Consider the following 14,079-nt stretch of genomic DNA (forward strand, 5'->3'; position numbering starts at 1 on the left):
AAGCCGCTTGGCCAGATCGATGCGGATCGGTGGACGAGGCGCGCCAAGGCTCAGCCAATCACACTCGCTCAACAGCACGGAGCTTATCACCATGGATGACGTCATCATCATCGGCGGCAGCTTTGCCGGTCTCGCCGCCGCCCTTCAGCTCGGCCGTGCCCGCCGCAGGGTCACCGTTCTCGATACGGGCCTGCCGCGCAATCGCTTCGCCGGCCACTCGCATGGCCTGCTCGGCCACGATCACAAGCCACCGCTGGACATCCTGGCCGAGGCGCGGAAGCAGCTGGCACGCTATCCCGCGGTTAGGCTGGTCAATGCCCGGGCCGACAGCATCTCCGGCGCCATCGATGATTTCTCCGTCCTCACTGGCGATGGCGAAAGCCTTGGGGCGCGCCGCCTCATCCTGAGCTATGGCGTCGCCGATCAGATGCCTGATGTTCCCGGCTTTGCCGAAAGCTGGGGCACTTCCATCGTGCCCTGCCCCTATTGCGATGGGTTTGAAGTCGCCGACCAGCATTGGGGCCTCGTCTGGTCCAGCCGGCAGTCGCACAATCAGGCCAGGCTTTTCCACGATTGGACCGACAAGCTGACGCTGTTCGCCGATGGTCACGATATTCCGCCCGATATCCGGGCCGATCTGGCACGTCGCAACATACCTGTCGTCGAGGGCCGGATCACCGGGATCGCCCATCACGGGAGCCATAACGCCACCGTCAAACTCGACACCCGCCCCGATGTCGCGGTCGACATCCTGTTCGCCCATCCGCGCAACAAGCCGTCCGCCAACCTGCATGAAACACTGGGCCTCGCCACAGTCGATACGCCCAGCGGCATCGCCCTCAAAGTCGATGAGCGCCGCGAGACCAGCATGCCCGGCATCTACGCCGCCGGCGATCTCGCCAATCCCGGAATGCCCTCGGTCACCACGGCATCATGGCAAGGCGCGATGGCGGGTATCTTCGCCCAGCAGTCGATGCTGGCTTGAGAACAGCGAATCCCTTCTCCGGGTTCTGGCGGGGACGAGCGCGCCGCCGGCGCTCCTCAGCCTCGAAATGAATAGCCGCTGATCGAAGCCGGTTTCATCTCGATGGAGAAGCCCGGCAGGGTCGGCGGCATGTAGGCGGCATTCTCGATCCGGCAGGGGTCGAGGAAGTGTTCGTGCAGGTGATCGACATACTCGATGACGCGGCCATCCTTGGTGCCTGACACCGCGACGTAATCGATCATCGACAGGTGCTGCACATATTCGCAGAGGCCGACGCCGCCGGCGTGCGGCCAGACCGGCAGGCCGAACTTGGCGGCGATCAGCAACACAGAGAGGACTTCGTTCAGCCCGCCCATGCGGCAGGAATCGATCTGGACGATGTCAATGGCGCCCTCGGCGATGAACTGCTTGAACATGATGCGGTTCTGGCACATCTCGCCGGTCGCGACCTTCACCGGGCCGATTGCCTGGCGGATCTTGCGGTGGCCGGCGACATCGTCGGGGCTTGTGGGTTCCTCGATGAAGAAGGGCTTGGCGAAAGCAAGCGCCTTGACCCAATCGATCGCCTGGCCGACGTCCCAGACCTGGTTGGCGTCGATCATCAGGTAGCGATCGGGACCGATCACTTCGCGGGCGATCCTCAGACGGCGGATATCGTCGTCGAGATCACGGCCGACCTTCATCTTGATATGGTTGAAGCCGGCATCGATCGCTTCCTGGCAGAGCCGGCGCAATTTCTCGTCTTCATAACCCAGCCAGCCGGCCGACGTCGTGTAGCAGGCGTAGCCCTCCTTTTCGAGAATGGCGATCCGTTCCGCCTTGCCGGCTTCTGCCTTCTTGAGGATAGCGACCGCTTCATCGCGCGTCAGCACGTCGGTGAGGTAGCGGTAGTCGACGATATCGGCGATCTTTTCCGGCGACATCTCGGCGACCAGCCGCCAGACCGGCTTGCCGGCCTGTTTGGCAAGCAGATCCCAGACAGCGTTGACGACGGCACCGGTCGCCAGGTGAATGGCGCCCTTTTCCGGGCCGATCCAGCGCAACTGGCTGTCGCTGGTCAGGTGCCGCCAGAATTTGCCGGGATGGGCGAGAATTTCGGCGAGGTCGGTGCCGATGACAAGATGGCGCATCGCTTCGATCGCCATGCAGCAAATGTCGTTGCCGCGGCCGATGGTGAAGGTCAGGCCATGGCCGGCAAGGCCTGGAACATCCGTGTCGAGAATGACATAGGCGGCCGAATAGTCGGGATCGGGGTTCATCGCATCGGATCCGTCCAGGCTTTGCGAGGTGGGAAAGCGGAGATCGAAGACGCGAAGGTCGGTGATGCGGGTCATGGTGTTCCTCCCGATTTATGGGGCCAATTGCGATAGCCGGATCGGCCGGCGGTCTGCCGGCCGCGTCACGAGCCGACGTCAGATCGTCCAGCCGCCGTCGACGGCGATCGCCTGGCCAGACGTGTAGGTAGCGCCGGCGAGATAGACGGCGAGATCGGCGATCTCTTCCGGCGTGCCGAGCCGGCCCATCGGCTGGCGGGCGATGAAGGCGGCGCGGGCCGCATCATAATCGCCCTGGGCGCGCATGCGGTCCTGCAAGGACGGACTTTCCACCGTGCCGGGGCAGATGGCATTGCAGCGGATGCCTTGAGCAACATAATCGGCGGCGACCGATTTGGTAAGACCGATGACCGCCGCCTTGGTGACACCATAGGCGAAGCGATTCGGCACGCCCTTGATGCTGGAGGCGACGGAGGCCATGTTGATGATCGACCCGTCCTTGCGTTCGAGCATGCCGGGCAGCACCGCCCGGATGGTGCGGATCATTGCCTTGACGTTGAGGTCGAAAGCGAATTCGAGATCGGAATCCGGCATTTCCAGGATCGAGCCGGCATGGACGAAGCCGGCGCAGTTGAACAGCACGTCCACAGCGCCGATTTCGGCGACGAGCGCCGTGACCGCATCCCCATCGAGCACGTTGAGCTTATGGGTGGAGACGCCGGTTTCCGCGGCAAGGGTCGCCAGCGCATCGGTGTTGATGTCGGTTGCATGGACCTTGGCGCCGACCGCGGCAAAGGCTGCCGCCGTCGCCCGGCCGATGCCCTGGCCGGCCGCGGTAATGAGAACGGTCTTGCCGGAAAGTCTGTTTGTCATGTCACGGGCCTCTTCTGGATTGTCTACATGAGACGATGCATGCGGTTATCTTGCCGAAGGCCGAGCAGTGATGGAATAGGGCGTCCATCAGAGCCTGCCATTTTCTCTCTTTGCGCGTTTCGTCCGGTCTGGAGCAAGGCACGAAGCCTCGCCTCGTTTCCGCTGATCGGCTATCTTCAATTATGATTTGTCTGTTTATAGACAAACAGACGATTGGCCAAGGGTCAAGCGCGAAGTTTTCCTTTTCCGGCCGTGGTTCTGCGTATATGCAGAACAATATTCACAGGAGGAAGGAATGGAGACCGACGAGTCAGACCGCTACCGCGCTCCTGCCCTTGACAAGGGTCTCGATATCCTGGAGCTGCTTGCCGGCGTCGACAGCGGCCTCACCCAGGCGGAAATCGCCAAGCGGCTCGACCGCAGCCCCAATGAATTCTATCGCATGCTCGACCGGCTGGTGCGTCGCGGTTACGTCACCCGGCTGGACGGCGATCGCTATTCGCTGACGCTGAAGCTCTTCGGTCTTGCGCAATTGCATGCGCCTGTGCGCCGGCTTGCCTCCTACGCCACGCCGCTGATGCGCGATCTCGCCCAGCGCACCCGCCAGGCCAATCATCTCGCCGTCTTCGACCGTGGCGCCGCCGTTGTCATCGCCCAGCAGGAGGCGCCGGACTATTGGGGCTTCTCGATCCGCATCGGCGCTCATATCAGCCTGTTCGACACCGGCTCGGGGCATGTACTGCTCGCCTTCCGCAGCGACGAGGAGCGGGAGATGATGATATCGGAACATGCGCGCAACCGCGCCGATATCGACCTTGGCGCTGAATTCTACGATCGTCTCGACCAGATCCGCGAGCGCGGCTACGAGATGATGGCGAGCGCTCAGACATCGGGCGTCTACAATCTGTCGGCGCCGGTTCTCGGGCCGGATCGGCGTTGCATCGCCGCCCTGACCTGCCCCTTCATCGCCCTTGTCAACGCGCCGTCTGCCCCCGACATCACGCAGACGATCACGTTGGTGCAGAAGACCGCCGCTCAGCTTTCGCTGCTGGCCGGGGCGGATGTCATCAATTCCGGCTGAATCGGTGGGAGGATCTCGGGAATTTCTATTTGAATAATCCCTTCACGAGAAATAGGTTTGCGGCAAAGGCCATTTCTGGAGGAGGAAAACGTGCTCATCGACACCCACCTGCACATCATCGACCGGTCGGCGCTTTCTTATCCCTGGCTTTCCGGCGTGCCGGCCCTCGATCATGACTTTCTTTATGAGACCTATGCGGCCGAGGCGCGGCGCTGCGGCATTACCACGGCGCTGCATATGGAGGTCGATGTCGATCCGGCCGTGATGCAGGCTGAGACCGACCACATTGCCTCTCTCGCCAAAGGGCGAGGCAGCCTGATTGCCGGGGCGATCGTCTCCTGCCGCCCGGAAGAGGAGGGTTTTGCAGCCTATCTCGAGCGGCAGAAGGCCGATCCCTTCGTCAAGGGCTTCCGCCGCGTGCTGCATGTCGTGCCTGACACCGTCTCGGAAAGTGTCCTGTTTCGAGACAATATCCGGCGCATCGGTGGCAGCGGCCTGACCTTCGACCTCTGCACATTGCCGCACCAGGCTGGTCGCGTCACCGCTCTCGTCGATCTCGCGCCCGACGTGCAGTTCGTCCTCGATCATTGCGGCGTGCCGGATATCCGCTCCGATGCCTTCGAGCCATGGAAGGCCGGCATTTCGGAGATCGCCCGCCGGCCGAACGTGATCTGCAAGATTTCCGGCGTTGTCGCCTATGCGGATGCGCAGACATGGACAGCACAGACGCTGACGCCCTATATCGAACATGTGATCGCAAGTTTCGGCTGGGATCGTGTCGTCTGGGGCAGCGACTGGCCGGTCTGCACGCTCGGCGGCGGCCTTTCCACCTGGGTTGCAGCGACCCATGCCGTCATCTCCGGCAGCAGCGAGGCGGAGCGGTCCAAGCTGCTCTTCGCCAATGCCCAGCGCCTCTGGTCATTGTAACTTTTTGTTTACGCTGCCCCGATCCTTTGGCTGCGAAACCCGCCGCCAAAGTTTGCGCACCATGTCAGGCACCCTGAAATCGGATGATGTACCCCCCAAAAGTGCTACTTTGGCATGTTTTTTGCTGCTGCTAATATGAAGCGATGCAATGTTTCGGTTTGGGACGACTTACAGCCAAACAATTGCTAGCTTTGTGTGTCTCAGTTACAAGTTGTCAGACACGGATATGGCGAATAACCTCATGTCCGTGTCCTCAGGAGGGAAAACAAATGAAAGAAGAACCGCACGCAGTGGACGTTCATGTCGGAAAGACGATCCGCATACAGCGTCTGCTGCGCAAAGTTTCGCAGACGGAATTGGGCGATCGTGTCGGCGTAACGTTTCAGCAGATCCAGAAATACGAAAAAGGCTCCAACCGCGTTTCCGCCAGCATGCTGGTTGAAATCGCCGGCGCGCTGAATGTCGACGTCAGGACGTTCTTCGACGACCTGTCGACCCCTGAAACGGCTAACGACAACCCCGCACCCAGCGAGGAATTCGTTATTTCGCGCGAGGGTGTCCTTTTGAATGCGGCGTTCTTCTCGATCAAAAACGAAGCTCTTCGCAAGAAGATCCTGAAGCTTGTTCAGGCAATCGCCCACACCGAACAGGTCGACGGTGAAGCGGCCGAATAGGCCGGGTCTCCTTCACGCGATCCTAACGGACGGCATGAAGGTCAATGGCGATCGATCAGGATCAGATTCTCGCTGGCGTCTTTCATTGCGATCTTGGCCTTGCTGCCGAGCAGTTTCTCGAGGTTGACGTCAAGTTCCCTGTCCGGATCTATGCCGTCCCAATCGATTACGACCTGCAGCAGCGCCATGTTCGTCAGGTGCATCAGATTGCGCAGCTGAAGTTTTTCAGCCTCCTCCTTGGCTGCCGACAGCAGCCGGAAGATCCTTGCGTATTCACTGCCTGTACCTTCGTTATGTTGTTCAAACATTGTTCTCGCCCCCTTGGCCGTGAAGCCTCAGATTCCATCAGTACTGCATCATTTCGCCGAGACCGTTATTCTAGCGTTACAGGAGTCACATTGCGTGTGACTTCGGCGTGCAAAAGCTCCCAATGCGAGGTTGCGGCAAAGCGCCAGTCACGGTTGACGGGCGCGAATTCATCGCGGTGCAGCCACTCCAGCACCAGCCGTGCGTCGTCGCGCTTGCGTTCGACTCGATTCTTGCGGAGAGCGGCGAGAAGGTGATCGCGGCGCGGCTTGCGGAAATGGCACTCGTCGACCACGCGCGCATAGGTACGCTCGGAGAAATGCAGGAAGCGGCCGGAGAGCAGCAGTTTCTTGCGCTCACCCGTCGAAATCTCGCCGCAGGCGTAAAGCGCATCGATCGTCGGCTCGAAATCGACCCAGGGTACGGAAAGCGGCAGCCAGCCAAGCGCCTGCGGCGCATGTACCAGCGCAACGGCTTCGTCATCGAGCAGCCGTCCGGAATCGTAATCTTCGAAGATCGAGCCGAGGCCGACCATGCCGAACGGTGCGCATTCCGCAGCCCGCAACGCGCCCATGCTGGCGCCGCCGGCTATGGCGACGTCATGTTCGAGCGCGTAGAGGATTTCCTTGTGCCAGACCGAAGGAAGATCGCCGAAATAGCCGTCGACGAGGCCGATCGCGGTGGCGCCATCCTCCACCGCCTTCAGAATATCGCCGCGGGCGGCGGGCGGGCGGAAATCGATGCAGGGAGACATGTTTCTCGCTGCGGCAAGGCCGCCACCAAGGCTCGGACCGACGAACAGAACCTTCATGATTGGGCTCCTCTCATGGTATTGACGGCGCGCAGGCCGAGCTGGATGTACTGACCTGATATATCGACCTCCAGGCCCGGCACGATCACCCTGACGACCGAGACCGGCAAAGCCGGATGAGCAAAGGGCACGGCGACGATCTGCTCGATCCCGTTCGCCACCAGCCGGTCGGCTATGTGGCGGATGGTCTCCTGGATTGTCGCCGAGCGGTGATGGCGGTTCTGAAAGGCGCGCGTTCGGCCGTCGCCTTGGCAGAGCTCGACCACCTGCTGCATCGCCGCACTCCGGTCGAGCCGCTGATAGACGCGCGGGGAGAAATCGTCGCGGCTGCCGGCGATTGCGGTCAGCCGGCTCTGGGCCGCTTCGGTAATGGCGCGCAGCGCGGCGCGCACAGGATCGGGATGGCAGCCGCAGCCGCCGCAGACATGCGACCAGCGCGCGTCGACGCGGTCGGAAAGATTGCCCGGCATAATGACGGCCAGAAAAGCCGGAACACCGATATCCGTAGTCATGTCGAGCAGCAGCAGCCGCATGCCGGCGCGCGCGATCCGGTCGGTCATGACGTCGATGACCGCATCGCCGAAGGAGGCGGGGTCGATGCGGCTTTCCTTGAGGCGCTGTGGTGATTTCAACTGGGTCAGAGCCCAGGCGTCGCGCTCGACCAGCTCGCAAAGTCCGTGCAGGACCGCTTCGGACGGCGTATTGCCGGAGGCAAGCCCATCGCTCGATTGCTCGAAGCCCGGCGGCCGTTCGCCGCGATGGTCGAGGCCGACGAGCCACCAGGGGACGAAGACGCTGCTGCCGGACAGAACGTCGAGGCCGGAGCACCAGGGGACGGGGTCACCGCCGATTTCATCGGGCGCGCATCGTGCGACACTGTCGAGATCGATCATGGCGGCGCGTTCCGCCCGCATGCTCTCCACCGTCGCCTGCGTCAGGTCGGCGGGCGGTATTTCCGCGATCCGCGTCTCGATCGCTTCCATGGCGGCCGAGGCCATGGCGGCATCATTGTCGATGCCTTTGCCCTGGAAGACCGAAAGCGTGTGGCTGTTCGGCCTCGTCGCGAAGGCGACGGGGATGTTCAGCACGTCGAGAGCCGTCAGCAGGCCGACGCGCGTAATACCGAATTCGCGCAGATGCGGCCTGATGGCTGCAAGTGTCTGCGCCGGCGTGACTGCTCGGTCGTGATAGTCGCTGACGCCTGCCGATGATCGTTCGAGGTCACCGGCAAGCGTTTCGAGGTCGGCGAAGGCGGACATACCGATCTCGTCCCTTTAACGAAACCTCAGGGCATGCGTCAGGCTCTCGAGCCCATTGGCGGAAACGTTGAGTTCGTCCTGCTTCAGGGCTGCTTTGGCGGCTGCGGAAAAGCGCAGGGACTGTGTCTGAGCGGCGGGAGTTTCAGCATTCGTCTTCATGTTTCATCTCCGATTGATTAAACGGCGCGTTTCTGCCGTTAACCATTCGAAGGAAACATTGCCTGCGTCATTTAAGCGTTACAGGCTTCGTTAAAAGGCAACGCAATCACGGAAGACCGGCAAGCTGCAGGCCTTTTATCAGCGGTTCCGTAAAGGCGGGGTCGCGCGATCGGGAACGAAGTGACGGATATCGTCGCTGCGGAAATCAGGGAAGTTTTCAAGGACGACCCGGGCGTAATTCCCAGCCTTGCCCTGATCGCCCGCCATGGCATGAGAGGCTGCCAGCAGGCGCGCCGTTGCCTGCTTGGTCTTCACCGGTTCCAGCGCTTCAATCGCCTTTTTATATTCTTCGCGCATGAAATGGATGCCGCCGAGGTTCCAGTAATAATAGTCCGGCGGCAGCGGATTGAGCTTGAAAGCCGCGTTGCTCAGCTCCAGCGCCCGATCGAAATCGCCGTCGTGAGAAAGCGCATCGGCATAATCGGCAAGGATGTCGGCGTCGTTCGGATTGAGATCCTGAGCCTGCTGGAAATAGTCCAGGCTTTCGTCGAAACGGCGCCGATACAGCGCCACGAAGCCGAGTTCGCGGTAAGCCCGGCCGCTGTTCGGGTCGGATTGCTGCGCCAGCCGGGCCGCACCGTTCGCCTCGTCGAGCAGTTCGGTGTCCTGCATGCCGCGGATCAGCCATTCCATGCCGAGCGCACGCGATACGCCGGCATGGGCGGCCGAGAAATTCTCGTAACGATTAAGCGAGGATCTGAACCACTTTCGCGCCTGGCGCAGATGCTGCAGATCGGTCTGGGCGATCAGCCGCTTGCCTTCCAGATAGAGACGGTAAGCGGATGGCGGCGCCTCGCCGATCGGCATCGCCAGCTCGTGGCGTTCGACCGTATCGGCAAGCGAGGAGACGATGCGCCGTGTCAGATGCGCGAAGGATTCGCTGATCTTCTGCATGACCAGCGGCAGTTCCAGAGCCCAGATCACCTCCGATGTCGTCGTCCGCGTCAGACGGCAGGTCGCATAGACATCCTCGTCGCGGCCTTGGATGGTGACGTAAACCGCATAGTCGAAGCTAATGTCGAGCGCACGGGGCACCACGCGGGCCGGATCGACCGAACGGCTGAGGATTTCGAGGCTCGTATGGGCTGCGATCACCTTGAAGCCGCGCTGCTGGCTGAGGCCGATGGTGACGTCCTCAAGCAAGGCTCTGCCGACGCGCTCCATCAGCGGATCGGTGAAAATGCTTTCCGGCGGCAGGATGATGATCCGCGGCTGACCGAGCAGATCGGCGAAGCCGCCGGGCACTGCCGACGGACGTTCGGCCGCTGCGGGCTGAGCTGCCGGGATCAGGCCGAGTTCGCGGGCAAGCGCGGTGGTGCTTTCCTCCGGCTCGGTGTCGAACTCTTCCTTCAACTGGCTCTTGCACTTCAGATAGGACTGTCGGGCGGCGGCCGGATCGTTCATCCTGACATAAGTGCGCATCAGCGACCGATAGGCCGTCTCGCTGGCGGGGTCGAGCTCCAGCAGGCGACGGGCAAAGGCCACCTGCTCCTCATCCGATCTGTCTTCAGCGGTTTCCACCAGCCGCGTCAGATGGGCGGCGCGCAATTCATCGATGCGCTGGCGCTCGAAAGTCAGCCAGTCTTCGGCGCCCTGCGTCGGCGACTTGGCGCCTTCAAGCAATTCGCCATTCAGAATGTCGCCGTCTTCGGCCGCGAGCGGCCCTTTCTGCTTCAGTATATGGACGTCGACCTCCCAGCCGTCGGCAAGGCCGATATGGGTTCGGGTCGTTTTCAGCAGCGGCGGAAGGTCGGCGGGAATGCTTTGCTCGATGCGCGCCAGCAGCTGGCGCAGACTGCCTGCGCGTTTTTCCGGGGCTTCCGATTGCCAGAGCTGCCGCCTGACGGTTTCCCGGTCGAGTTCGAGATTGGTTTCGGCGGCGAGCATGGCGAAGAGAAAATAAGATTTCTCCGGCAAGGGGAGTTCCCTCCCCGCTGCCAGCAATCGCGGTCTTCCGAGCAGGCAAAGCCTGTTCGTCGACATCTGTCCGGATGTCCGTTGCATCCCGCTTCTCACCCCTGAAGACCAGACGCGCATACGCACCGGTCGCTCAGGAACATGTTAGAGCGATAATAGGCCCGCGCATAGCGCAAAAAGAAGTTTTTACACCGAATATTTGCATTTTCTCACATAAGCGGCCGGAAATGCTTGCCAACACTTTGCCCCCCCGACGTGATTTTGATCCGCTATTCCAGCCGTTGCGGCCTCTACAGCCGCAACCAACAGCAAGCGATCCTGATCGATCACAGCATCGGCGCGATCTATTTGGCGCTGGTTTATGCCGCGCCGGCGGCCTCGACGAAATCGAGGCCGATATCCAACACGGGCGCGCTGTGCGTCAGCCAACCGACCGAAATAAGGTCGACGCCGGAAGCGGCGATTGCAGCGGCCGTTGCCGGCGTCACCCGGCCCGATGCCTCGGTGATTGCCCGCCCGGCAACGATGGCGACCGCCTCGCGCAGCTGGTCCGGCGTCATATTGTCGAGCAGAACGGCATCGACACCGACGGCCATCGCCTCCTGCAGCTGATCGAGCCTGTCCACTTCGACCTCGATCTTGACCAGGTGACCGACGCCGGCCCGCGCCCGGCGGATCGCCTCGGCAACGCCGCCTGATATGGCCACGTGGTTGTCCTTGATCAGCACCGCGTCATAAAGCGCGAAACGATGGTTCATGCCGCCGCCGGCCCGCACTGCATATTTTTCCAGCGCCCGCAGCCCCGGCGTCGTCTTGCGCGTGCAGGCGACCGAGGCCTTGGTGCCGCTGATGGCAGCGGCAATCCCGGCGGTGACGGTGGCGATGCCGGAGAGATGGCCGAGGAAATTCAGCGCGGTGCGCTCACCGGTCAAGAGTCCGCGCGAAGGGCCCTCGATGGTGGCGATGACGTCACCGGATTTGACCGCATCGCCGTCCTCGATGTGGCGGCGCATGACGATTTCGGGATCGACGAGCGTGAAGGCGAGCTCGGCCGCGTCGAGACCGGCGATCACGCCCGGCTGACGGGCGGCCATCATCACCGTCGAGCGATGCTCGCCGGGGATGACCGATGCCGAGGTGATGTCGCCGGCAAGGCCGAGATCTTCGAGCAATGCCGCCCGCACCAGCGGCTCGACGATCAGGCGCGGAAGGGGAGTAAGGCTCATCTCAGGCACTCCTGGCAAGGGCATAGGACGGTGTTGCACGGGCGATCTCCAGCGCCTGGGACAGACGCATCCGACGACGCTTGATATCGGCGAGCTTCAGCGGAAAATCGCTGCGGGCATGGGCGCCGCGCGATTCCATCCGCAGACCGGCAAAGACGGCGATCAGAAGCGCGACGATGGCCGGATCGGCGGCCGGGCCGTCCCTTTCGGCAAGCGGCAGCAGGGCGGCAATCGCGTCCTGCACCGCGCCCCCATTGCGCAGCACGCCGAGATGGCGCGAGACGACCGGCCGGACCAGCGATGCGTCGGCCGGCGCCGGCAGCCTTTCGGATTGGAAGGGACTGCCGGTTCGTGCCGGCATGCCCGCTATGTCGCGCGCCGCCCGCATGCCCATCACCGCCGCTTCCAGCAGCGAATTGCTGGCCAGCCGGTTTGCGCCGTGCAGGCCGGTCGAGGCCGCCTCCCCGGCAACCCAGAGGCCGGGAACGGAGCTGCGGCTATTGGCATCGGTTGCGACGCCGCCCATGTGGTAGTGAACGGCCGGGCGCACCGGAATGAGCTCTTTCGCCGGATCGATTCCGGCTTCCCCGCAAAGGGCTGCGATCACAGGGAAGCGTGTAGCGAACCGGCTGCCGAGCGCGTCGCGGGCGTCGAGGAAGACCCTGCCGCCGCGGGCGATCTCGGCACTGATGGCGCGCGCCACCACATCGCGCGGCGCAAGCTCGGCGCCCGGGATGCAGGCCATGAACCGTTCACCCCTTTCATTGACGAGCAGAGCCCCCTCGCCGCGCACCGCCTCGCTGACCAGCGCCAAGGGCCTGCGGCGAGAATCGAGCGCCGTCGGATGGAACTGGACGAATTCCATGTCGGCAAGGTCGGCACCCGCCCGTGCCGCGAGCGCAATCCCCTGGCCGAAATTGCCGATCGGATTGGTGGTCGCATCATAAAGGCCGCCGATACCGCCAGTGGCCAGCACCACCTTCGCGGTCGGCAGGATGGCAGTCCCATCCGCGGTCGCGCAGAGCAGGCCGGCGACCCCTTCTCCGTCCATCAGAATCCGCCGCGCTTCGAAGCCTTCGAGCACTGAAATGGCAGGCGACTGCGCCACGGCCCGTACCAATGCGGCGATGATTGCCGCACCCGAACCATCGCCTTCGGCATGGACGATGCGGCGGCGGTTATGGGCCGCCTCCAATCCGAGCGAGAATTCTCCCGTCGCATTGCGGTCGAAGCGCACGCCGGCCTGTTCCAGCGCGGCAATTGCTGCCGGTGCCTCGGCAATGATGCCGGCCGCGACGGTCCGGTCGCAGAGCCCGTCGCCGGCCGCAAGCGTATCGGCCAGATGAAGCGCCGCACTGTCGTCGGCGCCGATGCTGGCGGCAATGCCGCCCTGCGCCCAGGCGCTTGAGGTCTGTGTGCCGAGGGCGGCGCGGGTGACGATGACGGAGGGTTCCGGCGCCAGCGTCAGTGCCGTCATCAGCCCGGCGAGGCCGCTGCCGACGATGACGGTGCGCCCGGCAAGATGATCGAGACGTTCGCTCATATCGCCAGCATCCTTTCGACGGCGCGCCGCGCCGCTGCGGCGATTGCCGGATCGACCGTCACTTCATGGCGGTTTTCCTCAAGTGCGGCGCGAATATTGGCGAGGGTGATCCGCTTCATATGCGGGCAGAGATTGCAGGGGCGGATGAATTCGACGTCGGGATAGTGGACCGCGACGTTGTCGCTCATCGAGCATTCGGTCAGTAGCACGACGCGCGCCGGCTTCTGCCTGCCGACATAATCTGACATCACAGCGGTGGAGCCGGCGAAATCGGCCTCCGCCACCACGTCCGGCGGGCATTCCGGATGGGCGAGCACCGTCACGCCGGGATGGTTTTCACGCAGCTGGCGAACATCGTCTGCGGTGAAGAGTTCATGCACTTCACAATGCCCATGCCAGGCGATGATCTCGACGTCGGTCTCACGGGCGACGTTGCGGGCGAGATATTCGTCGGGGATCATCAGCACCTTCGGCACGCCGAGCGACTCCACCACCTGTTTGGCATTGCCCGAGGTGCAGCAGATGTCGGAGGCGGCCTTCACCGCGGCCGAGGTATTGACATAGGTGATGACGGGGACGCCGGGATGGGCCTGGCGCAGCAGCGCAATATCCTCCGGCGTGATCGAATCCGCCAGCGAGCAGCCGGCGCCGAGATCGGGGATCAGCACGGTTTTTTCGGGGTTCAGAAGCTTGGCGGTCTCGGCCATGAAATGCACGCCGGCCAGCACGATGACATCGGCATCGACCTCGACCGCCTTGCGGGCGAGCGCCAGGCTGTCGCCGACGATATCGGCCACACCGTGAAAAATCTCAGGCGTCTGATAGTTGTGAGCGAGAATGACGGCATTACGGCGGCGCTTGAGCTCGAGAATGGCGTCCACGTCGTCCGCGAACGACATCCATTCGGCTTTGGGGATGACGCGGCTGACGCGGTTGTAGAGCGAGGATGCGGAAACTGCGTGATTCATGACCGGCTCCTAATTA

The 14,079-nt window shown here is 62.8% G+C and carries 13 protein-coding genes and 1 pseudogene; 4 read left to right on the forward strand and 10 right to left on the reverse strand.

Annotated elements, in window-relative coordinates; all coding sequences use genetic code 11:
* Positions 1–91: 91 nt before the first annotated feature.
* The gene (locus Tal182_RS28880; RefSeq protein WP_085861721.1) at positions 92–985 is read left to right on the forward strand and encodes an NAD(P)/FAD-dependent oxidoreductase; all 894 of its coding nucleotides are present in this window, start codon (positions 92–94) and stop codon (positions 983–985) included.
* A gap of 56 nt (positions 986–1,041) precedes the next feature.
* On the opposite strand, the gene Tal182_RS28885 is transcribed toward Tal182_RS28880, so the two are convergent.
* Both Tal182_RS28885 and Tal182_RS28890 read right to left on the reverse strand, forming a co-directional pair.
* Positions 1,042–2,319 carry an L-fuconate dehydratase gene (locus tag Tal182_RS28885; RefSeq protein WP_085861722.1) on the reverse strand — a complete coding sequence of 426 codons (1,278 nt, stop codon included), beginning with the start codon at positions 2,317–2,319 and terminating at the stop codon, positions 1,042–1,044.
* Positions 2,320–2,397: 78 nt separating this feature from the next.
* On the reverse strand, positions 2,398–3,132 hold the full coding sequence (locus Tal182_RS28890; protein ID WP_085861723.1) for an SDR family oxidoreductase: 735 nt from the start codon (positions 3,130–3,132) through the stop codon (positions 2,398–2,400).
* Positions 3,133–3,427: 295 nt separating this feature from the next.
* Here Tal182_RS28890 and Tal182_RS28895 point away from each other — a divergent pair, with 295 nt between their 5' ends.
* The 3 genes from Tal182_RS28895 (at position 3,428) to Tal182_RS28905 (ending at position 5,814) form a co-directional block, all read left to right on the forward strand.
* Complete coding sequence (locus tag Tal182_RS28895; RefSeq protein WP_085861724.1) at positions 3,428–4,213, forward strand: IclR family transcriptional regulator; 786 nt, start codon at positions 3,428–3,430, stop codon at positions 4,211–4,213.
* A gap of 90 nt (positions 4,214–4,303) precedes the next feature.
* Positions 4,304–5,140 (forward strand): amidohydrolase, encoded by an 837-nt coding sequence (locus Tal182_RS28900; protein ID WP_085861765.1) that lies wholly within the window; start codon positions 4,304–4,306, stop codon positions 5,138–5,140.
* A 269-nt stretch (positions 5,141–5,409) separates the two neighbouring features.
* On the forward strand, positions 5,410–5,814 hold the full coding sequence (locus Tal182_RS28905; protein ID WP_064808765.1) for a helix-turn-helix transcriptional regulator: 405 nt from the start codon (positions 5,410–5,412) through the stop codon (positions 5,812–5,814).
* Positions 5,815–5,855: 41 nt separating this feature from the next.
* Here the strand turns inward: Tal182_RS28905 and Tal182_RS28910 are convergent, their stop codons facing one another.
* From Tal182_RS28910 to nadA, 8 genes and pseudogenes are all read right to left on the reverse strand, one after another.
* The gene (locus Tal182_RS28910) at positions 5,856–6,122 is read right to left on the reverse strand and encodes a hypothetical protein (RefSeq protein WP_004668299.1); all 267 of its coding nucleotides are present in this window, start codon (positions 6,120–6,122) and stop codon (positions 5,856–5,858) included.
* A 65-nt stretch (positions 6,123–6,187) separates the two neighbouring features.
* Positions 6,188–6,931: a TfuA-like protein gene (locus Tal182_RS28915; protein ID WP_085861725.1), complete on the reverse strand. Its 744-nt coding sequence runs from the start codon at positions 6,929–6,931 to the stop codon at positions 6,188–6,190.
* Positions 6,928–8,190 (reverse strand): YcaO-like family protein, encoded by a 1,263-nt coding sequence (locus Tal182_RS28920; RefSeq protein WP_085861726.1) that lies wholly within the window; start codon positions 8,188–8,190, stop codon positions 6,928–6,930. The genes Tal182_RS28915 and Tal182_RS28920 overlap by 4 nt, the downstream gene beginning before the upstream one ends.
* Before the next feature lie 15 nt (positions 8,191–8,205).
* Entirely contained in the window at positions 8,206–8,349 is a 144-nt protein-coding gene (locus Tal182_RS32480; protein ID WP_164517828.1) for a hypothetical protein, read from the reverse strand.
* A gap of 106 nt (positions 8,350–8,455) precedes the next feature.
* Positions 8,456–10,413, reverse strand: a pseudogene (locus Tal182_RS28925) (BTAD domain-containing putative transcriptional regulator).
* Positions 10,414–10,685: 272 nt separating this feature from the next.
* Entirely contained in the window at positions 10,686–11,576 is an 891-nt protein-coding gene (gene nadC / locus Tal182_RS28930; protein ID WP_170965831.1) for a carboxylating nicotinate-nucleotide diphosphorylase, read from the reverse strand.
* Entirely contained in the window at positions 11,554–13,095 is a 1,542-nt protein-coding gene (locus Tal182_RS28935; RefSeq protein WP_085861728.1) for an L-aspartate oxidase, read from the reverse strand. Before Tal182_RS28935 ends, nadC begins: the two co-directional genes overlap by 23 nt.
* Positions 13,092–14,063, reverse strand: coding sequence for a quinolinate synthase NadA (nadA, locus tag Tal182_RS28940; RefSeq protein ID WP_085861729.1), 972 nt, complete (start codon positions 14,061–14,063; stop codon positions 13,092–13,094). Before nadA ends, Tal182_RS28935 begins: the two co-directional genes overlap by 4 nt.
* Positions 14,064–14,079: the final 16 nt, after the last annotated feature.

Source organism: Rhizobium sp. TAL182 (genome assembly GCF_002117725.1).
In the GTDB taxonomy this organism is placed as follows: domain Bacteria; phylum Pseudomonadota; class Alphaproteobacteria; order Rhizobiales; family Rhizobiaceae; genus Rhizobium; species Rhizobium esperanzae.

Excerpts from the sequence above, each read along its gene's own strand:
- Tal182_RS28905 (WP_064808765.1), top strand. The coding sequence starts at position 5,410 with ATGAAAGAAGAACCGCACGCAGTGGACGTTCATGTCGGAAAGACGATC.
- Tal182_RS28915 (WP_085861725.1), bottom strand. The coding sequence starts at position 6,931 with ATGAAGGTTCTGTTCGTCGGTCCGAGCCTTGGTGGCGGCCTTGCCGCA.
- Tal182_RS28885 (WP_085861722.1), bottom strand. The coding sequence starts at position 2,319 with ATGACCCGCATCACCGACCTTCGCGTCTTCGATCTCCGCTTTCCCACC.
- nadA (WP_085861729.1), bottom strand. The coding sequence starts at position 14,063 with ATGAATCACGCAGTTTCCGCATCCTCGCTCTACAACCGCGTCAGCCGC.
- Tal182_RS28895 (WP_085861724.1), top strand. The coding sequence starts at position 3,428 with ATGGAGACCGACGAGTCAGACCGCTACCGCGCTCCTGCCCTTGACAAG.
- Tal182_RS32480 (WP_164517828.1), bottom strand. The coding sequence starts at position 8,349 with ATGAAGACGAATGCTGAAACTCCCGCCGCTCAGACACAGTCCCTGCGC.
- nadC (WP_170965831.1), bottom strand. The coding sequence starts at position 11,576 with ATGCCCTTGCCAGGAGTGCCTGAGATGAGCCTTACTCCCCTTCCGCGC.
- Tal182_RS28920 (WP_085861726.1), bottom strand. The coding sequence starts at position 8,190 with ATGTCCGCCTTCGCCGACCTCGAAACGCTTGCCGGTGACCTCGAACGA.
- Tal182_RS28880 (WP_085861721.1), top strand. The coding sequence starts at position 92 with ATGGATGACGTCATCATCATCGGCGGCAGCTTTGCCGGTCTCGCCGCC.
- Tal182_RS28935 (WP_085861728.1), bottom strand. The coding sequence starts at position 13,095 with ATGAGCGAACGTCTCGATCATCTTGCCGGGCGCACCGTCATCGTCGGC.
- Tal182_RS28890 (WP_085861723.1), bottom strand. The coding sequence starts at position 3,132 with ATGACAAACAGACTTTCCGGCAAGACCGTTCTCATTACCGCGGCCGGC.
- Tal182_RS28910 (WP_004668299.1), bottom strand. The coding sequence starts at position 6,122 with ATGTTTGAACAACATAACGAAGGTACAGGCAGTGAATACGCAAGGATC.